The organism is Cobetia sp. MC34 (assembly GCF_018340035.1).
Taxonomy (GTDB): Bacteria; Pseudomonadota; Gammaproteobacteria; order Pseudomonadales; family Halomonadaceae; genus Cobetia; species Cobetia amphilecti.
In genome coordinates this window covers 37,514-58,738 of sequence record NZ_JADPPY010000014.1, presented here as the reverse complement: position 1 = coordinate 58,738, position 21,225 = coordinate 37,514, and the positions used below count along the sequence as shown (strand labels likewise).

The 21,225-nt window shown below is 64.4% G+C and carries 17 protein-coding genes and 1 other RNA gene; 9 read left to right on the top strand and 9 right to left on the bottom strand.

What is annotated here, in order from left to right:
- Positions 1-420, bottom strand: a complete 420-nt coding sequence (locus IZU87_RS09625; protein ID WP_043331622.1) for a rhodanese-like domain-containing protein — start codon at positions 418-420, stop codon at positions 1-3.
- A 444-nt stretch (positions 421-864) separates the two neighbouring features.
- Here IZU87_RS09625 and gpmI point away from each other — a divergent pair, with 444 nt between their 5' ends.
- The 3 genes from gpmI (at position 865) to IZU87_RS09610 (ending at position 5,337) form a co-directional block, all read left to right on the top strand.
- Positions 865-2,427: a 2,3-bisphosphoglycerate-independent phosphoglycerate mutase gene (gene gpmI / locus IZU87_RS09620; protein ID WP_043331623.1), complete on the top strand. Its 1,563-nt coding sequence runs from the start codon at positions 865-867 to the stop codon at positions 2,425-2,427.
- A gap of 118 nt (positions 2,428-2,545) precedes the next feature.
- The gene (locus IZU87_RS09615) at positions 2,546-3,715 is read left to right on the top strand and encodes a murein hydrolase activator EnvC family protein (protein ID WP_213114367.1); all 1,170 of its coding nucleotides are present in this window, start codon (positions 2,546-2,548) and stop codon (positions 3,713-3,715) included.
- A 236-nt stretch (positions 3,716-3,951) separates the two neighbouring features.
- The gene (locus tag IZU87_RS09610; protein ID WP_213114380.1) at positions 3,952-5,337 is read left to right on the top strand and encodes a S41 family peptidase; all 1,386 of its coding nucleotides are present in this window, start codon (positions 3,952-3,954) and stop codon (positions 5,335-5,337) included.
- 219 nt (positions 5,338-5,556) lie between these two features.
- On the opposite strand, the gene IZU87_RS09605 is transcribed toward IZU87_RS09610, so the two are convergent.
- The 4 genes from IZU87_RS09605 to IZU87_RS09590 all read right to left on the bottom strand — a co-directional run bounded on the left by IZU87_RS09605 (position 5,557) and on the right by IZU87_RS09590 (position 10,488).
- Positions 5,557-6,882 (bottom strand): UbiH/UbiF/VisC/COQ6 family ubiquinone biosynthesis hydroxylase, encoded by a 1,326-nt coding sequence (locus tag IZU87_RS09605; RefSeq protein ID WP_213114366.1) that lies wholly within the window; start codon positions 6,880-6,882, stop codon positions 5,557-5,559.
- 219 nt (positions 6,883-7,101) lie between these two features.
- Complete coding sequence (ubiH, locus tag IZU87_RS09600; RefSeq protein WP_213114365.1) at positions 7,102-8,364, bottom strand: 2-octaprenyl-6-methoxyphenyl hydroxylase; 1,263 nt, start codon at positions 8,362-8,364, stop codon at positions 7,102-7,104.
- A gap of 4 nt (positions 8,365-8,368) precedes the next feature.
- Entirely contained in the window at positions 8,369-9,712 is a 1,344-nt protein-coding gene (gene pepP / locus IZU87_RS09595) for a Xaa-Pro aminopeptidase (protein ID WP_213114364.1), read from the bottom strand.
- Positions 9,713-9,846: 134 nt separating this feature from the next.
- Complete coding sequence (locus IZU87_RS09590) at positions 9,847-10,488, bottom strand: UPF0149 family protein (RefSeq protein WP_064503223.1); 642 nt, start codon at positions 10,486-10,488, stop codon at positions 9,847-9,849.
- Between the two features lie 260 nt (positions 10,489-10,748).
- Between IZU87_RS09590 and IZU87_RS09585 the strand changes: the two genes are divergently transcribed.
- The 3 genes from IZU87_RS09585 to IZU87_RS09575 all read left to right on the top strand — a co-directional run bounded on the left by IZU87_RS09585 (position 10,749) and on the right by IZU87_RS09575 (position 12,121).
- Positions 10,749-11,126 (top strand): cell division protein ZapA, encoded by a 378-nt coding sequence (locus IZU87_RS09585; RefSeq protein ID WP_064503224.1) that lies wholly within the window; start codon positions 10,749-10,751, stop codon positions 11,124-11,126.
- Between the two features lie 73 nt (positions 11,127-11,199).
- Positions 11,200-11,382: non-coding RNA, 6S RNA (gene ssrS / locus IZU87_RS09580), on the top strand.
- Between the two features lie 22 nt (positions 11,383-11,404).
- The gene (locus tag IZU87_RS09575) at positions 11,405-12,121 is read left to right on the top strand and encodes a 5-formyltetrahydrofolate cyclo-ligase (protein WP_213114363.1); all 717 of its coding nucleotides are present in this window, start codon (positions 11,405-11,407) and stop codon (positions 12,119-12,121) included.
- 760 nt (positions 12,122-12,881) lie between these two features.
- Here the strand turns inward: IZU87_RS09575 and ilvA are convergent.
- Positions 12,882-14,405: a threonine ammonia-lyase, biosynthetic gene (gene ilvA, locus IZU87_RS09570; protein ID WP_349305176.1), complete on the bottom strand. Its 1,524-nt coding sequence runs from the start codon at positions 14,403-14,405 to the stop codon at positions 12,882-12,884.
- A 237-nt stretch (positions 14,406-14,642) separates the two neighbouring features.
- On the opposite strand from ilvA, the gene rpiA reads away from it, so the two are divergent.
- Together rpiA and IZU87_RS09560 are read left to right on the top strand one after the other, a co-directional pair.
- Complete coding sequence (gene rpiA / locus IZU87_RS09565; protein ID WP_054556388.1) at positions 14,643-15,314, top strand: ribose-5-phosphate isomerase RpiA; 672 nt, start codon at positions 14,643-14,645, stop codon at positions 15,312-15,314.
- 9 nt (positions 15,315-15,323) lie between these two features.
- Positions 15,324-16,061, top strand: a complete 738-nt coding sequence (locus IZU87_RS09560; RefSeq protein WP_213114361.1) for a DUF3157 family protein — start codon at positions 15,324-15,326, stop codon at positions 16,059-16,061.
- 119 nt (positions 16,062-16,180) lie between these two features.
- Here the strand turns inward: IZU87_RS09560 and IZU87_RS09555 are convergent, their stop codons facing one another.
- Positions 16,181-17,050 carry an outer membrane protein OmpK gene (locus IZU87_RS09555; protein ID WP_213114360.1) on the bottom strand — a complete coding sequence of 290 codons (870 nt, stop codon included), beginning with the start codon at positions 17,048-17,050 and terminating at the stop codon, positions 16,181-16,183.
- 349 nt (positions 17,051-17,399) lie between these two features.
- The gene (locus tag IZU87_RS09550) at positions 17,400-18,668 is read right to left on the bottom strand and encodes a NupC/NupG family nucleoside CNT transporter (protein WP_043331634.1); all 1,269 of its coding nucleotides are present in this window, start codon (positions 18,666-18,668) and stop codon (positions 17,400-17,402) included.
- Between the two features lie 319 nt (positions 18,669-18,987).
- Between IZU87_RS09550 and IZU87_RS09545 the strand changes: the two genes are divergently transcribed.
- Positions 18,988-19,764, top strand: a complete 777-nt coding sequence (locus IZU87_RS09545) for a DeoR/GlpR family DNA-binding transcription regulator (RefSeq protein ID WP_213114359.1) — start codon at positions 18,988-18,990, stop codon at positions 19,762-19,764.
- Positions 19,765-19,900: 136 nt separating this feature from the next.
- On the opposite strand, the gene waaA is transcribed toward IZU87_RS09545, so the two are convergent.
- Positions 19,901-21,223: a lipid IV(A) 3-deoxy-D-manno-octulosonic acid transferase gene (waaA, locus tag IZU87_RS09540; RefSeq protein ID WP_213114358.1), complete on the bottom strand. Its 1,323-nt coding sequence runs from the start codon at positions 21,221-21,223 to the stop codon at positions 19,901-19,903.
- Positions 21,224-21,225: the final 2 nt, after the last annotated feature.

The window sequence follows — 21,225 nt, the reverse complement described above, 5'->3', positions numbered from 1 at the left end:
TCAGCGAGTCACGACCGGCAGGCTGTCGGCTTCCCACTGGCCCATGCCGCCCTTGAGCTTGACGGCCTGCTTGAAGCCATCCTTCTCGAGGCGCGCCACCAGCGGTCCCGCCGTCTGGCCGTGCTTGCAGACGATGATCACCGGGCGTTCCTTGTACTTGGCCAGCGGAGTGGTCTCGCTGGTCAGCTGACTGCTGGGAACGTTGACGGCACCGGCGATATGACCGGCCTTGAATTCCTTGCTGTCGCGGATGTCGATGAAGACACCCTCTTCGCGATTGACCAGTCGCGTGGCCTCGCTGACGCTGACGCCGTGGTTGCCACGCATGGTTTCCATGACAATGAGGGCGACCAGCAGGGCGACGAAGGCGCCGACCAGCAAGGGATGATTCTGCGCGAACTGAAGCAGCTGTTCGATCATGAGACGGGCTAACTCCGCTGTGACGTGCATGCCGACGCGTACGCGGCAAAGGAAATAGACCGCTACCTGAGGTAACGGAGCCAGCATTATACATGACAGGCCCAAGCATGAATGCCGCTGCATGGCATCAAAAAGGCGTAGCCGGGCGATGCGCCGGCCGCTGTCAGCTCAGCCGGGTCGGGGCGATCAACCGATAGCGCAACCCAATCCCGGCGATACACTTGCGGCACTTGCACTCGGCACCTTACCACCCCTCTAATAGAGGGCAGAACGAGCAGGTAGTTTTATCACTACATGCCGTATCCGCCGAGGGTTCTGCCCCACGGATGCGCCACAGCATGGCCGCAGGACATGACAGCTGCATGATGCGTCACCCGTCGAACATCATCCTGTCATCCCGGCCCCTGCTCACCCCAGATCATTCGTCATCACAGCGAGGAAGTCATGGCAGCTCAAGCACAAGGTCCGCGTCCCGTCGCCCTAATCATCCTGGACGGCTACGGTCACAGCGAAGAGGAGAAGGACAACGCCATCCTCGCCGCCGACACGCCGGTGATGGACCGCCTGCGTCGTGAATATCCCAGCGAACTGATTCACACCGATGGTGGCTTCGTCGGCCTGCCGGACGGCCAGATGGGCAACTCCGAAGTCGGCCACATGAACCTCGGTGCCGGTCGCATCGTCTATCAGGACTTCACGCGCATCACCAAGGCGGTGCGTGAGAATGCCCTCAAGGACAATGACATCCTGACCGCGCCCATCGATGCCGCCGTCAAGGCCGGGCGTGCCGTGCACCTGATCGGCCTGCTGTCTCCGGGTGGCGTCCACTCCCACGAAGACCACACCCTGGCCATGGCTGACCTGGCCGCCGAGCGGGGCGCCAAGCGCATCTATATCCACGCCATCACCGATGGCCGCGACACCGCGCCCAAGAGCGCCGAGGCCTCCATCGCGCGTGCCGATGAGCACCTCGCGGGCCTGGGCCTGGAAGACGGGCGTGTCGCCACGCTGGTCGGTCGCTACTTCGCACTGGACCGCGACAACCGCTGGGACCGCGTCGAGCAGGCCTACCGCCTGATCGCCAACGGCGAAGCCGAGCATGAAGCCGCCACCGGGGTCGCCGGTCTGGCTGCCGCCTACGAGCGCGACGAGACCGATGAATTCGTCACCGCCACCCGCATCGGCGATTCCGTCGCCATGCAGGAAGGCGATGCGGCCATCTTCATGAACTTCCGCGCTGACCGTGCCCGCGAGCTGACCCGCGCCTTCGTCGAGCCGGACTTCGCAGGCTTCGAGCGTACGCCGCCCAAGCTGGCCCACGACGGCCTGGTGATGATGACCCAGTACGCCGCCGACATCCCGGCGCCGGCAGCCTTCCCGCCGTCCGAACTGCACAACACCCTGGGCGAGGTCGTGTCCGACCGTGGCCTGACCCAGCTGCGCATCGCCGAGACCGAGAAGTACGCGCACGTCACCTTCTTCTTCTCCGGTGGCCGCGAGGAGGAATACCCCGGCGAGACGCGCATCCTCGTGCCCTCCCCGCAGGACGTGAAGACCTACGACGAGAAGCCGGAAATGAGCGCAGGGGAAGTCACCGACAAGCTGGTGGAAGCCATCGAGTCCGGCGGCTACGACCTCATCGTCTGCAACTACGCCAACGGCGACATGGTCGGCCACACCGGCAAGTTCGACGCCGCCGTCCAGGCCGTCGAGTTCCTCGACAAGTGCGTGGCACGCGTGGTCGAGGCGCTGGAGAAGGTCGGAGGCGAATGCCTGATCACCGCCGACCACGGTAACGCCGAGCAGATGGTGCACCCGGAAACCGGCAATCCGCAGACCGCGCACACCACCTTCGAGGTGCCGCTGATCTACGTGACGCAGCGCGATGCCAAGCTGGCCGCCGACGGGCGACTGTGCGATCTCGCCCCGACCCTGCTGACCATGATGGGCCAGTCGGTGCCGGAAGAGATGGATGGCAAGGTGCTGGTCGATTATGCCGAGGCCTGATAGCAGGCTGCATGGCGCACCCTTCGGTGCGTCGTGCCTCTCGCCCTGCCCGAGCAAGCCGCTCGGGCAGGGCGACCGCCCCCGAATCTTCAAGCGCCGGAGCCGAGTCTCCGGCGTTGTGCTGTCTGCCTGGCTGCTGAGTCTCGCCCCGCTGGCACTCGGCCCCGTGGTGGTGGCGACCGCGCAGGCCGCTGACGACACCGCCACCCTGACCCAGAAGAAGCAGGCCTCCCAGGAAGACCTCAAGCGCCTCAAGCGCGAGATCCAGGCGATGCAGGGCGAGCTCAAGGCCACGGCAGCGCGGCGCAGCGACACGCGCAACGGGCTGGAGAAGATCGAGCGCCAGCTCAACGCCACGCGCCAGCAGACCGGCAAGCTCGAGGATGAGCGCGATGACATCAAGCAGCAGCTGGTGGCACTGACGCGCAAGCGTGTAGCCCTCAGTCAGCAGCAGACGGCCCAGAAGGCGGCGGTCGCCGAAGAGATGGCCGCCCTCTATCGCCTCGGTCGTCAGCCTGAACTGAAATTGCTGCTCAATCAGGATGATCCCGCACGTCTTGAGCGCCTGCAGGTCTACCTGAACCATCTGAGCGAATCACGGCGTGCGGCGCTGGAGCGCCTGGCCGAGCTGAACCAGTCACTGGCCGACACCCGCGCACAACTGCTGGCCCGCCAGACACGCCTGGATGATGTGCAGGCAGGACTCAAGCGGCAGGCCAGTCAGCTGATCGCGCAACAGAATGAACGCGCCGCCCTGCTGCGCAAGCTGGATGCACGCTATGCCAGCCATGAGGCGAAGATCGCCGAACTGGACCAGGACCGCGCACATGCCAATCAGCTGATCCAGACCCTCGAGAAGCGCCTCAAGTCGATCAAGAGCGCGCCGCCACCCAAGACCCGCATCACGCGTGCGATGGGCAAGATGGATTGGCCGGCGCCGGGCAAGGTGATCTCCGCCTATGGGCGTGGCGAGGGCGTCAACCGTGATGGCGTGTTGATTCGCGCGACTCAGGGCACCGCCATCACGGCGCCGCACGCCGGTCGCGTGGTCTTCGCGGACTGGATGCGTGGCTATGGCAACCTGCTGATACTCGACCACGGTGACAACGTGCTGACGCTCTACGCCCACCTGGCAAGCTTCAGCGTGGGCCCGGGCGACAGCCTGTCACGCGGCCAGCAGCTGGGCAGTGTCGGCAGCAGCGGCGGGCGTGATGGCCCGGCGCTCTATTTCGAAGTGCGCCGCAGCGGTCAGCCGACAGACCCGAGTCGCTGGCTCTCGCGCCGCTGAAGTGCCTGGCAGCGGCACCTCGCGCATGGTCTGATTGTCAGTCAGCGCTGAACGCCACCGCTAGCCAGCGGGCTAGTCGCCAGGCACTCGCGCGGGATATGCTCGCAGTAGCCTGTGACTGCGAGCATGCTGGGCGGTGTTCCCCCCTGCCATGCCTCGACATCCGGCCCCGGCGCTCAGCGCATTTCGGTACCAGTCGAGTCAGTATCCGTCGAGAAGGAAATCGCATGTCTGCAATGTCGCCGTTCCGTCCTGCCCCGCGCCGCCTGCGTCAGCTGGCGGTCAGCGTGCCGCTGAGCCTTGCCCTGCTGGGCGGCGGACTGCCGGCCAGTGCAGAAGATGTCATCTCGCCATCCGACAGCGCTCAGGATGCCCGTCAGGGCACGGACCTGCCGCTGGATGAGCTGCGCACCTTCGCCGAGGTCTTCGAGCGCATCAAGCGCACCTACGTCGATCAGGTCGATGACCGCACGCTGCTCAAGAATGCCATGCGCGGCATGCTCGAAGGGCTGGACCCGCACTCCGCCTATCTGGATCAGGAAGACTGGCAGGACCTGCGCGAGAATACCGATGGCGAGTTTGGCGGCATCGGTATCGAGGTCGGCACCGGCGACGATGGCCAGCTGACCGTCATCGCCCCCATCGACGACACCCCGGCGGCGCGCGCGGGCCTGCAACCGCGAGACGTCATCCTCAAGATCGACAATACACCGCTGGACGGCCTGTCGATGTCGGAGTCGGTCAAGTTGATGCGCGGTGAGGCAGGCTCTCGCATTCGGCTGCTGATTCTGTCCGAGGGCGCCGACATGCCGCGCGAAGTGGTGCTGGAGCGGGCCATCATCAAGAGCAGCAGCGTCAGTCAGCGCCTGCTGGACCCGGGCTATGGCTATCTGCGCATCAGCCAGTTCCAGAGCGCGACCGGTGACGAGGCCCACACGGCGCTGGCCAGACTGCGGGAAGACAATGATGGCGAGCCGCTCAAGGGGCTGGTGCTGGATCTGCGCAACAACCCCGGCGGGCTTCTCTCGGCCGCCGTCGAGATCAGTGACCTGTTCCTGTCCAGCGGCCGCATCGTCTACACCGAAGGCCGCCTGCCCGACAGCGAGCTGTCCTTCTCGGCCAAGCCCGATACCCCGGCGGGCGATACCCCGCTGGTGGTGCTGATCAATGGCGGCACGGCCTCGGCCGCGGAAATCGTGTCCGGCGCGCTGCAGGATCAACACCGCGCCATCATCATGGGCACCGACAGCTTCGGCAAGGGCTCGGTCCAGACGGTGATGCCGCTGGGCAATGGCGATGGGCTCAAGCTGACCACCGCGCTCTACTTCACGCCCAGCGGCCGTTCGATCCAGGCCGAGGGCATTCGCCCGGATGTCGAGGTCGTGCGAGGCCGCCTCGAGCGCGACACGCGACGTGACTTCAGTGTGCGCGAGGCAGATCTCGACGGGCGCCTCGACAATGCCAACGCCGCCAGCGAGTCCGCCAGCAGCAAGGCGCCCGACAGCCCGGTGGTGGCGGAAAGCGACTACCAGCTGGGTGAGGCGCTCAATCTGCTCAAGGGCATGAACGTGCTGGGGCGCAGTGCGGCACTCAAGGCCACCGTGCCCACAAGCGACGAGTAAGCATCATGCCATGATCGCCAGATCATCAGGCCACAACGACAAGGCCCCGCCAGATGGCGGGGCCTTGTCGTTGCAGGGGGCATGACATGCGCACTTGCATGGAGGCATATAGCGGTATGTGTGACAGCGGTCGGCCATCCTGTGACCACCTGTGCCCAAGCCATGATAGTAGGCGCTCACATACCCGATGGCGCAGGAATTACACCAACTTCACTCTTGTTACGGCTTGCAGCTGGCGGGCAACTCACCCCGCTGCCCCATCGCCTGACGCATCAGGATACGCTTCAACTCGCCCTGGCCGTCGACGAAACCAAGCCCGAAGTTGCGCAGCAGACGCACGCCCGGCTGACGGCTGCCGAACAACAGGCGGAAGCCATCCATCATCTTGAGCATCATGGCATTGTCGCTGCGACGCCGACGGCGATAGCGCGCCAGCCAGCGCTCGTCGCCAAGCGCCACCCCGCGGCGATGTCCTGCCAGCAGCTCGTCTGCCAACACCGCCACATCCATCAAGCCCAGATTGACGCCCTGGCCTGCCAGCGGATGAATGGCATGCGCAGCATCCCCCACCAGCGCCAGCCCCGGCAGCACATAGTCTTCGGCGTGGCGCTGATGCAGCGGGAAACTGAATCGCTCACTCGCCCATTCGATGGCGCCGAGCTGACCTTCAAAGGCGTCTTCCAGCTCACTACAGAATGCCGCCGGTGACAGTGCCAGCAGGCGCTCGGCCTCCTCTGGCGTGGTCGACCACACGATGGAGCAATGCCGCTCTGCAGCCGAGGCTCCCTCAGCCGGCTGAGCCAGGGCGTCATTGACGGCCAGCGGCAGGAAGGCCAGCGGCCCGGTCGGCAGGAAGCGCTGACGCGCGACGGCCTGATGCGCGAGTTCGGTGCGCACCGTGGCCACCAGCGCGACCTGCCCGGTGTCGTGTTCCCGCGTGACGATCCCGGCCAGCTCGCGCAGCCGTGAGCGCGCACCATCCGCCGCGACCACCAGCGCCGCGGTGACTGTCCGGCCATCGGTCAGCGTCAGGCTGGTCGCTTCCGCCGCATCGAGTTGGTAAGCATTCACTACCGATGTAGCACCTGAGCGTGGCAGTGCCATGCCTGCCACACGCGCCCCGAAGCAGCGCGTGATCGCCGGGCAGGCATCGATGGCCTGCTCCAGCGCGGCGAGCGTGACCCGGTTCTCGACGATATGCCCCAGCACCGGCACGCCGCTGTCCTCGGCGCTGAACTGGATCTCGCCATTGCCCTCCGCGTCCCACACCTGCATGCCGGTATAGGGCATCAGGCGACTGGCGGCGATCGTCGGCCACACGCCCAGACCGCTCAACAGCTGCTGAGAGACCGGCGTCAATGCACTCACCCGTGGCTCGGGGGCGCTATCTGGCTGCCAGCGGGTCGTGGACTCACGCCCCTCGACCAGCATGACCCGCAGTCCCGCCTGCCCCAGCAGCAGTGCCAGGGTGGCACCGACGATACCGGCACCGACGATGGCGACATCGGCGTCATGTGCGCTACCTGCTGATCGACCGTCCTTCATGCCTGCTCCCTGTCTCGAAGTTCTGTCTCGTAGTTCTGTCTCCGTGGCCTGATCTCGAAGACCAATCTCGTGCCCTGATTTCGAAGCCCCGTCGCGTGGCTCGACACCAAGGCGCTGTCAGTGAGGCCCTGTCAGTGACGCCCTGTCAGTGACGCCCTGCCTGCGAGGCTCTGCCCACGAGCCAAGTCAGCGAGCCAAGTCAGCGAGTGTTTACCAACCTCAGCGCTCAATGCCCATCGAGCGCCTGGCCAACAGGCGCTTGAGCGGCGAGACCAGATTGAGCCCGATCAGGCCCGCTGCTCGTGCATGCCCCAGCCAGCGACTCTCGACCCCGAACAGGCGGATCAAGCCATCGCTGAACAGCACCACATTGTCGCGATCCGCGCCGCGCCGCTCCTCGAAGTCACTCAGCACGCTGGTGGCCCCCGGCGACTCGCCACGCGTCATACCCGCCTCGATGGCCGCGACCAGGTCGGTCACGCCGCGCAGCGCCAGATTGAAGCCCTGCCCTGCCACCGGGTGCAGGGCGTGGGCGGCGTTGCCGAGCACCGCAAGGCCGGGGCGCGTGCCTTCGCTGGCACGCACCAACGACAGCGGATAGGCGTGGCGTTGCCCGACGCGGCGAAAGCGTCCGGCGCGTTCACCGAAGGCGCGCTGCAGCGCCTGCAGGAAGTCGCTGTCGGGCAGCGTCATCAGGCTTTCCGTGTCAGCGGGGGAGCGCGTCCACACCAGCTCCATGCGCTTGCCGGCCAGCGGCAGCAGCGCCATCGGGCCTTCACTGGTGAAGCGCTCGTAGGCGACTCCCTGGTGAGGCTGGCTCATCTCCACCGTGGCGATCAAGGCATGCTGCTCATAGTCCTGCGCCGCACTGTGGATGCCGAGGCGCTCCTTGAGTCCGGAGCGACCGCCATCCGCCAGCACGGTCAGCTCAGCCTCGATCAGACGGCCATCCTCGAGCGTGAGGCGATGGCCTTCCGCCGTGACAGCGATTTCTGCCACGCGCGCCGGGCAATACCAGGCCAGCGGCAGCTCAGCCAGCTGGCGATGCAGTACCTGGCCCATCCAGGCATTGGGAATCACATGGCCGAGCGCGGCTACCTCAAGTTCGGAGGCCCGCATGCGTGTCGCCCCCAGGTGGCCGCGCTCACTGACATGGATGGTGCGAATCGGCGTGGCGTGCTCGCACATCGCCTCCCAGACCCCGAAGGCGGTGAACCGCTGGCGTGAGCCCGCCGCGATGGCGCTGGCACGTGCATCGAAACTGGGCTGGAAGCGCCGGGCATCTGCCGTCGCCGCGGGCAGCTCATTGGCCTCGATCACGGCGACACGCAACGCTGCAGCCTCACGGCCCTTCTCGTCGGCCACACGTTCCATCAGCGGCGCCAGCGCACAGGCCAGGCTGGCACCCACCAGACCGCCGCCGATGATCACGATGTCGAAGTGTTCGGCATCACGCCCGCTCATGGCTTCAGGCTCACTCATGGCGTCAGGCCTCCGCGCGCATCAGCGCCTCGATGGCCTCGACGGACTTGGGCACGCCATGACTCAACACCTCGTGGCCCGCGGCAGTCACCGCGACGTCGTCCTCGATGCGAATGCCGATCCCGCGATATTCGACGGGAATGTCGCCGTCCTGCGGAATGTAGAGACCCGGCTCGATGGTCAGCACCATGCCCGGCACCAGCGGACGCGGCTCACCCGCTTCGCGATAGCTGCCCACATCGTGCACATCCAGCCCCAGCCAGTGCGAGGTGGAGTGCAGATAGAAGCGACGGTAGGCATCGCTGCTGATCAATTCCTCGACCTCACCCTGCAACAGGCCCAGCTCGACCAGCCCCGTGGTCAGGTCATGCACCACCTGTTGGTGAATACCCACCAACGTTGCACCCGGCACCACGGCGGCCACCGCTCGTTCCTGAGCCTTGAGCACGATCTCGTACAGACGGCGCTGCGGCTCACTGAAGCGGCCATTGACCGGGAAGGTACGCGTGATGTCGCCGGCATACAGGGCGTACTCGGCGCCGGCATCGATCAGCACCAGCTGACCATCTTCCAGCGGCGCGCGATTCTCGATGTAGTGGAGTACACAGGCATTCACACCCGCCCCGACGATACTGGTGTAGGCCGGAGCCGGCGCCCCCTGCCACTGGAATTCATGCTCGATCTCGGCCTGCAGATGATACTCGTGCAGGCCGGGACGGCTGATCTGCATCGCACGCACATGCGCGCGCGCGGAAATCTCGGCGGCGTGACGCATCAGTGCCAGTTCACGCTCATCCTTGATCAGGCGCTGCTCATGCAGCAACGGCGCGAGATCCTCGAAGGCGGCCGGCGGCCGTGCCCCGCGACGCACCGCGGCGGCCAGCTCATCGCGCAGCGCTTGAGCCAGCGCCAGAGCTTCATCATCCTCGAACAGCACATAGAGACGCTCGCAGCCATCCAGCAGGCTGGCCATCACCTCATCACGGGCCTCATTGGTGAAGGCCTGATCGAAGCCTGCCGTGGCGACGGCACCCTCGGCGCCGATGCGGATGCCGGTCCAGGCTTCGGCCAGCGGGTCCTTCTCCTGACAGAACAGCACGCTCTCGCCTTCGGCGCGCCCGGGCAGCAACAGCAAGGCGGCCTCGGATTCCGGCCAGCCGGTCAGATAGTGGAAGTCGCTGTTCTGACGGAAGCTGTATTCACTGTCGCGGTTGCGCTGGGCCAGGCCCGACGAGACCACCAATGCGGCAGCCCCCTGCGGCAGCTGCGCGATCAGGCGCTGGCGGCGTGCACGAAAATCCTCTGCCGTCAGGGCAGCAGGTGCGGGCAGGATGGCTGGGGCAGTCATGGCAATCTCCGTCGAGAACCCGCCGGGCATGGCGCGTTCGAGTGACAAACAGGCGTGATGCTGTAGATGGGGTCACCCGCCCTCTTGTACCAGCCTTGCATCAGACGCGGCGCAAGCGGTGGGTGACCATCGTTTCAGTGGGTATCGGTACGCGAGCTGACGCCGAGGCTGCCCTCGAGACCGCCTTCCGGCAGCTGGTCATCGCTGGGCTTCTCAACGTCCGGGTTGCCCGGGTGCTGCTCGGTATACAGCAGCAAGGCCGCCATGCGCACATGGTCAGCCAGCGCGAACAGGTCGGCCTCGTCCTCGGCGTTGTCGTCGTCGAGGTCTTCGGCATTGGCGAGGCCGCTCGAGATGGCTTCGACATCGCTCAGCGCATCCTTGAGCGCCTGACTCCAGCCACTGCGGACATCGTCATCGGCACCGGCCAGCTCTTCCTGGAAGCCCAGCGTCCATTCGCGCAGGCTCTGCCCGCGTTCGGCCAGCGAGAACATGTCATCCGGCAGCAGCGGCTCGAAGCTCATCTCGCTGGCGGCCAGACGCTCCTGATTGCGCGTGCGCCAGGTGAGGAAGACTTCACCGGCCTCACGCGTGGCCGGTTGCTCGACCCCCAGCGAGGCGCAGACGCGCGCCAGCCAATCCTCGGCACTGATGTCATCCAGCGCCAGTGCGGCCACCAGCTGACCATCGAGGAAGGAGGGATTGTTGAGGCTGCCGTGAGCCAGGAAGTGATCTGCGACGAGCGAGAAGTCGAAGGTATCGTTGATGATCGCCATGATGCGGCCCCATTGAGTCAGTGAGAAGTGGTTCTGTAGCGGGAGAATGGCATCTGAAGGATGTGCTGCAGCACAAGGCAGCCGCGCCGCGCGGCGCGTTGACCCTCCAGAAGCGGCTCTCTATAGTGGCTCGAGAATGCCCCCATCTTACCGCACTGGCCCTCCTTCTGGCTTGCCGTCCTGACTGCGACGGTGACGCACTGACAGCAGGACGTCGGCATCAATCTGGATGACGCCGGACAAGGCCCGAGAGGATCTACATGAGCGATTCCGCCACCCCACGCAATACCACCGAGATCAGCCTGCTCGGCCGCAGCTATACCGTCAGCTGTCAGCCCGGCGAGGAAGATGGCCTGACCCGTGCGGCGGCTTATCTGGATCTCGCCATGCAAGGCATCCAGCAGCGCGGCAACACCATCAGCGCCGACAAGGTCGCCCTGATGGCAGCGCTCAATATCTCGCATGAGTTGATCAACAGCCGTGACAGCGAGCGCGCCCTGCAGCGCGACTTCGAGACTCGCCTCACCGCGCTGGACCGTCAACTGGATGCCGCGCTCAGTCAGCTGCCAGCCGACTATGCTGATCAGGCGAAGGCGCGCGCTGCTGAGCGTAAAAACGCTTCAGAATCAAACAACTGATACATTCAGGCAACAGATTGTTCCCGACAGGATTAGCCCTTGGGCAGGCAGGCGGGGTTTGGTAGACTGAATGAGTTCTCTGGGGTGTACGACAGTTGCCGATGTCCCTCGAGCTTATAAGCTATTCCCAGGGAGTCCACTGCGCAGTGCTGTGTGCATGTCCGTGCGTCGGAACGCCTGATGCGCTGCGCGGGACTACCCACCTTGAACCGCTGGGTTCAAGGGCCCCCGGTAACACCGGCACCTTGGAGAACCCTGTCTGACGGAGATTGTCAGACATGCACAAGCCCCCCGCGGTCTATGCCGCACCCGCGAGCCCACGCTCGCCACTCCCTTCTGCAGCACTCGATACCACGCTCTGGGCACTGCCCAGCGAGCTCGATCACCCTCAGGCCGACCGCCGTGCGCTTCGCCGTCTGCTGCGCCAACGCCGCCGTCAGCTACCACCTGCCATTCGCCTGCAAGCCGAAGATGCGCTCCTGCGTCAGCTGAAACGACTGCCGGAACTGTTGCGCGCCCGCCACGTCGCCCTGTATCTGCCCTACGATGGCGAGATCGATGCCACGCGCCTGTGCGATTGGCTGCAGCGACGGGGGGCGAAGGTCTATCTGCCGGTACTGCGTCCGTTCGCGGCCAATTCGCTATGGTTCGTGCGCTATGACGATCAGACACCCCTGGTCAGCAATCGCTTCGGCATCGCCGAACCGGACACCCGTCACGGTGCTTCCAAGGCGCGGCGCCTGCCTGCCTGGGCGCTGGATGTCGTCTTGATGCCATTGGTCGGCTTCGATGGGCACGGGGCGCGCATCGGCATGGGCGGCGGCTTCTACGATCGCAGCTTCGCCTTTACCCGCCGTCCCGGCCCACGGCCACTGTTGATCGGTCTCGCCCACCACTGTCAGAAGGTCCCCGCCCTGCCGGTACAGCCCTGGGATGTCCCGCTGGACGCCATCGTCAGTGATCGCGAAGTCGTGCGCCCTGCCCGTGCCGAATGAGGCGACAGGCTTTATGACGAGATCGATGGCACGACCGCGAGATGTCGAGGGTGAAAGCAGGCAGAAAGGGGCTATCTGTGAGGAGGCGAAGCAGCAACGCAGTGAAGCCAGACGAGGGTCAAGCTTAAGGGGAGTCGGGGAGCTGGAAAGCGGGGAGCAGAAACGCTGGAAAGCCTGGCAGGAGGGTCATGGCATGGGTGCGTGGCGCCAGAGAGACTGACGCCAGCAGCACCGCTACCGCCGGTGAGGGCAGCAGCGCAGGATTCAGGAACCCATTACGGTCTGGGCGTAGCCGGTTGCCACTACACCAATCCCGAAGATGAATACCAGGGCCATGACCAGATCGGGCTTACGTTTCATGAGAGCGGGCTTCTTCTTATATCGTCAGTGGCTTTCGCGTGACGGTTGTCGATGACTGTCTTCCTGACAGTGACCAGATGATAGGCATCTGACTTCTGTATGACAATCACCATGCAATCGTTTGAATGGACGCTTTTCCACGCAGCTTTTGATGTCTGGTCACCCCAGCCGACAAGGGCTTTCGTCAAAAACACCGTTCTTTTTCGCGCTCGGCATGAAATGTGGAATTTCCTGCGGCATGCTCGCCGGATACGCATGAAAAAGCCCCGGCCTTCCACACGAAGGCCGGGGCTTTTCTATCCACGAATATGACCAATGAAGCATGATGAGCTGCGCCTCAGCTCGCCGCCTTCAACGCAAATGACTCATATAGCCATCATCGCCCCATCGCTTGCCTCGCTCAGGACAGAAACAGGCGATAGGCGGGATTGTCGCTCTCTTTCCAGAAGCGATAGCCGATCTCATTGAAATATTCCTCGACCCGCGCGCGGTCGCTATTGGGAATCTGCATGCCGATCAACACCCGCCCATGCGACGCGCCGTGGTTACGGTAGTGGAACAGCGAGATGTTCCAGTCCGCCGGCAGGTGGGTGAGGAAATTCATCAGGGCGCCCGGGCGCTCCGGGAATTCGAAACGATAGACCTCTTCCTCGAGATCGCTGGTCGTGCGCCCACCGACCAGATGACGCGTGTGCAGCTTGGCCAGTTCGTTGTCGGTCAGGTCTTCCACCGCATAGCCCGCCTCACGCAGCTTCTCGACCACAGCGGCGCGGTCTTCACCGCCCGGCTTGACCTGCACGCCGACGAAGACATGCGCTTCCTCCGGATTGGCATAGCGATAGTTGAACTCGGTGACCATGCGCTTGCCGATCACCTTGCAGAACTGCTTGTAGGCCCCCGGGCGCTCCGGCAGCGTCACGGCCAGAATCGCCTCACGCTGCTCGCCCAGCTCGGTGCGCTCGGCAATGTGCTGCAGGCGATCGAAGTTGGTGTTGGCACCGGAGTTGATGCACACCAGCGTCTCCCCTTCCGCACCTGACTGCTGGACGTATTTCTTGAGGCCCGCCAGTGACAGTGCGCCACTGGTTTCGGAAACGGCGCGCGTATCCTCGAAGATATCCTTGACCGCCGCACACATCTCGTCGGTATTGACGGTGATGACCTCATCGACGGTGTGCTGGATGAGCTCGAACGGTGCCGCGCCGATCTGCGCGACCGCCACGCCCTCGGCGAACACGCCGACCTGGTCCAGCACCACGCGTTCGCCGGCTTCCATGGCGGCCTTGAGGCAGGCGGCATCTTCCGCCTCGACCCCGATGACGCGGATCTCGGGGCGCAGGTACTTCACGTAGGCCGCGACACCGGCGATCAGACCACCACCCCCGACCGGCACGAAGATCGCATCGATCTTGCCGGGGTGCTGACGCAGGATTTCCATGCCGACGGTGCCCTGGCCGGCAATGACATCCGGGTCGTCATAGGGCGGGATGAAGGTATAGCCGTGCTCGTCCATCAGGGTACGCGCGTGGGCCAGCGCCTCGGGGAAGGCGTCGCCCTTGAGAATCACCCGCGCGCCGCGCTCGCGCACGGCCTGCACCTTGATTTCCGGCGTAATGCGCGGCATCACGATCACTGCTTTGACGCCCATCAGCTTGGCCGCCATCGCCAGGCCCTGCGCATGATTGCCGGCCGAGGCCGCAATCACGCCACACGCCTTCTGTTCATCCGTCAGCTGGGCCATCTTGTTGTAGGCGCCGCGAATCTTGAAGGAATAGACAGGCTGCAGGTCTTCACGCTTGATGAAGATGTGATTGCCGAAACGACGCGACAACAAGGGTGCCGGCGAGAGCGGAGTTTCATGGGCGGCTTCGTAGACACGAGCCGACAGGATTTTCTTGACGTAATGTTCGAGCATTATAGGAATGTCCTGATGTGTCACAGCGCGGGCCGCATGAGCGCGACCGAACCCCCATTGTTATCAGACCGCTGGCGAGAGCGTCCAGCGCCATCGCCGGGTTTGCCGTTATAATGTGGCGTTTTCCGGCGTTGCGCTTCACGTCAAGCCGTTTTCCAGTGCCTGTCGGCGGTAAACTGCTGGCCACGCGGGAAAGACCGCGCCAATGCCCACTTTCATCACCGCCCCACCGACCCGAGGTATCACATGACCCAGGATGAGCTGAAGCAGGCCGTGGCCCGCGCCGCCCTTGACGAGATTCGCCCACTGCTGAGCCGCGACACCATCATCGGCGTCGGCACCGGCTCGACGGCCAATCTGTTCATCGATGCGCTGGCGGAAGTGCGCCACGACTTCGCCGGCGCCGTCGCCAGCTCCGAAGCCACTGCCGAGCGCCTCAAGGGCCATGGCATCGACGTCTTCGAACTCAACCATGTCGGCACCGTGCCGGTCTACGTGGATGGTGCCGACGAGATCGACCCGCGCCTGGCGATGATCAAGGGCGGCGGCGCCGCGCTGACCCGCGAGAAGATCGTCGCGGCCTGCGCCGAGCGCTTCGTGTGCATCGCCGATGGCTCCAAGCAGGTGGATATTCTCGGCGGCTTCCCGCTGCCGGTGGAAGTCATCCCGATGGCGCGCTCCTATGTCGCGCGTGAGCTGGTCAAGCTGGGCGCAGACCCGGTCTACCGCGATGGCGTGCTGACCGACAACGGCAACCGCATCCTCGACTGCTACAACTTCCTGATCGAGGACCCGATCGCCATGGAAGCGCGCATCAATGCCATCGTCGGTGTCGTCACCAATGGCCTGTTCGCGGCACGCGGTGCCGATGTACTGCTGGTGGGACGCGAAAGTGGCGTCGAACGCATCACTGCTTGAGGAGCTGGCATGACGATGAATCTGCGCCCACGACTGCGCCTGGCGACCGCACTGCGCCTGGCGACCGCACTGCTGCTGGCAGCCAGCGCAAGTCCGCTGGCGCTGGCCGATAGCCTGCCGATCAGCCAGCCAGTCACCGTGACGCTCGACAGTGGCGTCAAGATCCTGCTCAAGCCGGACCACAGCTGGGAATATCAGCTGGATGAGGTGCAGGCCGCTTCCGCCCCGGCCACACAGCCCTCAGTGAAGGCTGGCAGCGCGCTGGTGCCGACCTCGACGGCCGTGCCGGTGACGGCGGCGGTCGCTCCGGCTGGCGACTCGGCCTCACCATCAGCCAGTGCAGCCTCTGCCAGCGCCAGCAACACAGCGCCTGACAGCGCGTCACGCCTCAACAGCAGCGCGCTGGCCAATCCGCGGCTGTTGAGTGAAGGCCACCGCGATGGTCTGGTCGCGCGTCTGTCCTCGGTGAGCGAAGAGGATGACGAGGCGCTTCTGCAGTTCAGTCTCGACAACACGGCCGGCCAGAGTGTCATCGGCGTGCAGGCCAGACTGCGCCTGTATGCCGATGATGGCCATCTGCTCGCGACGCGTGAAGTGCCGCTGTGGGTCGGTGAATATCGCCTGCCCCAGACCTACCTGCGCCCCGGCCAGACACGCGATAGCCGCGAGGTACGCATCTCGCTGCCGGAGGGCGAGTGGTCACGCCAGCTGGTGCGCGTGGAAGTCACCGAGGTGGAGTTCCGCTGATCATCAGATGCCGGATGCCAGGTGTCAGATGCCACAGCAGCCAGACGAAAAACGGGAAGCCCTGAGGGGCTTCCCGTTTCTATTTTAGCGCCGGTCGCTCAGCGAGAGCGAAGCGGTGATCAGAACTTGTAGTTGATGCTGAAGTAGTTGCCGAAGCCGGTGGTGTCCTGGCGAACGCCGGTGGCAGTAGAGCCATCGGTGAAGAATGCCATGTTGTTGTAGTACTTCAGGCCGTAACCAAGTGCAATACGCTGGGTGTGGTAGTAGATGCCATTGAACCACTCCATGCTGTTGACGCTACGGCCATCTGCACCGCCCACCTCATCAGCCTTAAACTTGTAGTCCAGGTAGCCCTGATAGGCGATGAAGCTGCCATCTTCGAAGTTGACGAACGGCTTGAACCAGTTGGTGGAGGCCATGTAGCCATCCCATTTCTTCTCGTCTTCACCGCCGTAATTCTCACGCACGTAACGCGCGTAGAGGTTGAAGCCCATCTTGCCGAACCACGGCACCTGCACATCGCTGCCCAGGCCGACGTAGTGCTCCCACAGGCCACTACCAACACCGTTCTCATCTCTCGCATTATCACCAATGTTGGTGACGGTGGCGATGTAGAGCTCCTCCACCGGGCCGAAGGACAGGTCGTAACCGGTCATGGCGTCCAGCGAGAAACGCGGCGCCAGCTTGGCGAAGAAGTTGTCATTACCGCTCTGATCATCCGATCCATCATCAAAGATATCGAAGAAATCGACATACCCGTAGAGATCGACGATGCCCGAGCGGCCGCCGAACTCCATCTCCAGGTAGGTATCTTCGCTGTTGCGGTACGGCAGGCGGTTGTCTTCACTGCGCATCAGGTTGAAGGTCAGCCACTTGTAATCATTGGCGTGGATATCGCCATTGAAGTCAGTAGCCTGCGCCGGTGCTGCAGCGGTCAGCAGCGTGGTGGCAGCCAGAGTGCTGGCCGCGAGGGTCTTGAGCATGGTCATCGCGTAACGATCCTGTCCTGAATGTTGAGACTGTTCGAATTCTTGTGGTCTTGCCCGCTGAGCGGGTCTTGTCGCTATGAAGTCCGACGAAGGCGCGGGAGTGAAACTCGCACGGGGCCCAGTCTGGAAAGGCGGCGATGTTAGCACTTCCTCGCAAAAACGACAGAGCGACATTTCGGGGGTGATCAACGTGCCTTCGACGACAATGTGAACCTTTTCACACTCTCGCCAGGCACCTTGTCACCCTCGGCTTCCCCGAGCTGACATCCCGATGTTTCCTCGCTTGCTCCCCGGCGTATGCCGGCAGGATGGCTCCCGTCGACTGACCGGGCGGAGAGCGAGGAATGCATCAGGCCGCCAGCGCCAGGAAGAAACCGGCAATCGCCGCCGACATCAGATTGGACAGCGTGCCGGCGAGTACCGCCTTGAGCCCCAGGCTTGCGATCTCATGACGGCGTGTCGGTGCCAGACTGCCCAGCCCCCCCAGCAGGATGGCGATCGACGACAGATTGGCGAAGCCACACAGCGCGAAGGACAGCACTGCCATGGTGTAGGGCGTCATCACCGCGCCGGTGGCCGCGACGATGCTGTCACCGCTGAGGTAGGGCGCCAGATTGATGTAGGCGACGAACTCGTTCACCACCAGCTTCTGGCCGATGAAGGAACCCGCGAGGGTCGCCTCGCTCCACGGCACCCCCAGCAGGAAGGCCAGCGGCGCGAACAACCAGCCGAGAATCATGTCGAGACTCAGCGTGTCCATGCCGAACCAGCCACCCACGCCGCCGAGAATGCCGTTGATCAGGCCGATCAGCGCGATGAAGGCCAGCAGCATCGCCCCGACATTGGCCGCCAGCTTGAGGCCGGAAGACGCACCGGAGGCCGCAGCGTCCAGCACATTGGAGGGCGCATCATCATCCTTGAGGGCAGCATCGGCGAGGGCGATCGAGTCGTCCGGCTTCTCCGTCTCCGGGAACAGCAGCTTGGCGAACAGCAGCCCGCCGGGCGCTGCCATGAACGATGCCGCCACCAGGTACTCCATCGGAATGCCCAGCGCCGCATAGCCGCCCAGCACCGAACCGGCGACGGAGGCCAGGCCACCGCACATCACCGCGAACAGCTCGGAGCGCGTCATGCTGGCCAGATACGGCTTGACCACCAGCGGTGCCTCGGTCTGACCGACGAAGATGTTGGCCGTGGCCGAGAGCGACTCGGTACGCGACGTGCCCAGCACACGCTGCAGGCCGCCACCCAGCAGGCGAATCACCCACTGCATGATGCCGAGATAGTAGAGCACCGCGATCAGCGACGAGAAGAAGATGATGATCGGTAACACCTTGACCGCGAAGATGAAGCCGACACCACTGCCCGGATTGGCTAGGCTGCCAAACAGGAAGTTGATGCCCTGATCGGCATAGTTGACCACCTGACTGACGGCACCAGAGACACCGGCCAGCACTCCCTGGCCGAAGGAGGTGTAGAGCACGAAGGCGCCGATGGCCAACTGGATGGCAAAGGCACCACCCACGGTGCGCAGGCGAATGGCGCGTCGATTCGACGACAGCGCCACGGCAATGAGGATGAGCGAAGCCATCCCGACGAGACTCATGAGGGGATTCATTGGGAAGATCCTGAGGGTTCTTGTGGTTGTTATGGGTGCTGCGTGCAGGGCTGCGACGACCCGTTCTCAACGTCGTGCAGTGTTATCCTGCATTCTCACCATGTTCAAAAAGTCACAGCCTGACCAAATAGTCAATACGTCCGTTTTACCTCACGCCCACTTGTCTTCCAGTGCCAGACTGGCGATGTCAGGGGCATTTTTGAGGTTCTCCCTGTGTGTCAGTGGTTTATCATCTGCTTCTGACGTGGGACGTGGCGCTTCAGCCCAGTTTTTCGCCAACGCTCCCTCATCGGAACCGGCACCAAAGGACAAAAGCCGCATGAACAATCACAGCGCCGCCCGACTCGACCGCCTGCAGGCCATTCTGCGCGAAGGCAGCCCTCTGCAACTGAGCGACGCCGCACAGCTATGCGCCGTCTCGGAGATGACCATTCGTCGCGACGTGGCGCACAGCAACGGACTGCTGGAAATTCTGGGTGGCCGCCTGTTGCTGGTCGATTCATCCGCCGGCAGCGTCTATCGCCTGGATCGCGAGATCGACGCCAGCGCCCCGATCAAGCAAGCGCTGTGCCAGCAACTGGCCAGTCATATCGAGGACGGCGACACCCTGTACGTGGATTGCGGCACCACGCTGGTCCATCTGGCGGCCGCCATCGACCGCCAGCAGACGCTGACCCTGGTGACCTGCGCCCTGAATGTGGCCAATGCGGTCGGCCATCTGCCCGGAGTGCGGCTGGTGATGCTGGGGGGGCTGTTTCACCCGGCCACCCAGTCATTCACCGCCACCGACATGCCGGAGGCCATCCGCCGCCTCGGCATCAACAAGGCCTTTCTCTCGGCGGGCGGAGTGCATGCCGAGCGAGGCGTCAGCTGCTTCCATTTTCATGAGGTCGCGGCCAAGCAGGCCGCTCTGGAAAGCGCGATGCAGCGCTTCTTGATCGTCGATGCGCGCAAGTTCGAGATGGTGCGCCCCGCCTTCATCGCCCCGCTGAGCGACTTTGATGTGGTGATCAGCAATGCCAGCCCCGCCGCACGTGATCGTCTGGGGGCGCTGGAGGCAGAAATGGGCGTGACGGCCGAGCTTGTCGACTGCTGAGCCTGTCGATTGCTTTGCTGGAAAGAGCCAGGCCGCTCGCAGCGCCAGACCACTGACAAACAGAAAACGCCGCACGATTGTGCGGCGTTTTCTGTCTGACCAGACAGTCAATGCACATTTTGCGTGCGCGGGGACGTCACAGCGGCAGGTGGTGCTCGAGCATCGCCAAGGTGCCACTCAGCGCGCCGCGATTGCGCTCCACGACCTGGCTGGCCGCCTGGCCTGCCTTCTGCTGCGCGGCCTGATCCGAGAACAGCGCATTCACCGCCTCGGCCAATGCCGCGTCATCCGCGACGACCTGAAGCGCGCCTTCCGCGGTCATCACCTCGGCGATCTCGCTGAAGTTGTCCAGCGATGGGCCACTCAGCAGTGGCAGCCCCAACGCAGCGGGCTCGAGCAGGTTGTGCCCGCCGATGGGCACCAGGCTGCCGCCGATGAAAGCGATATCACTGGCCGCATACAGCGTCAGCAATTCCCCGAGACTGTCACCGACCAGCACCGAGACGGCGTCAGCCACCTCGGTGCCGCTCTCTGACATGGCACTGCGCCGCAGGCTGCTCTCACCGCGCGCCTGACACCACTGTGCCGCCTGAGCGGCCACTGCCTCGAAGCGCTGCGGATGGCGCGGCACCAACAGCAGCAAGGCCTGAGGATGCTGGTCACGCACCGCGGCATGCGCCGCGAGTATCTGGTCATCCTCGCCGTCATGCGTCGAGGCGGCGATCCATACCGGCCGCTGCGCGAATGATTGGCGCAGCGCCTGGCCATCGGCAATGACCTGTTCAGCAATCTCCAGTTCGAACTTGAGCGAGCCGACGGCCGCGCCGCGCGCTGGCGGCAGGCCAAGCGCCATGAAGCGCTCCAGATCCTGCTGCGACTTGGCCGACAGGCCACTGACGTGGGCGAGGCTATCGCGCATCAGGGCGCCGATCCTGCGATAGCGCTGGAAGGCGCGCGGTGACAGGCGGCCATTGATGACACACAGCGCAATGTCATCCCGCGCGCAGGCGGCCATCAGGTTGGGCCACAGCTCGGTTTCCACCATGATCGCCAGCACCGGACGCAGCCGACGCACGAAGCGCCGCGCGCTCAGCGGGAAATCCAGCGGCAGGTAATGGTGGCGGGCCGGGGCCAGCCCTGACGAGCCCTGCGGGGTATGCAGCAGACGTGCGGCCTGTGCAGCGCCGGTGGCTGTCATGGTCGTCAGCACCAGCGGGCGCCATGGGTAACGCTGACGCAGTGCCTCGACGAGACTCCCCACCATCACCACCTCGCCCAGCGAGGCGGCGTGCAGCCAGATGGGGCGTTCACTGTCGGGCGTGGTGTTCGGCGTGGGCGGGATGATGCCCAGCCGCTCCAGGCGCGGGTGCTGGGCATCGTGCTCGCGCCAGACCCGCTGCCAGATGAGGGGCGACAGCAGGGTCAGCGCGGTGCTGTAGAGGCCGCGGGCAAGGCTCACGC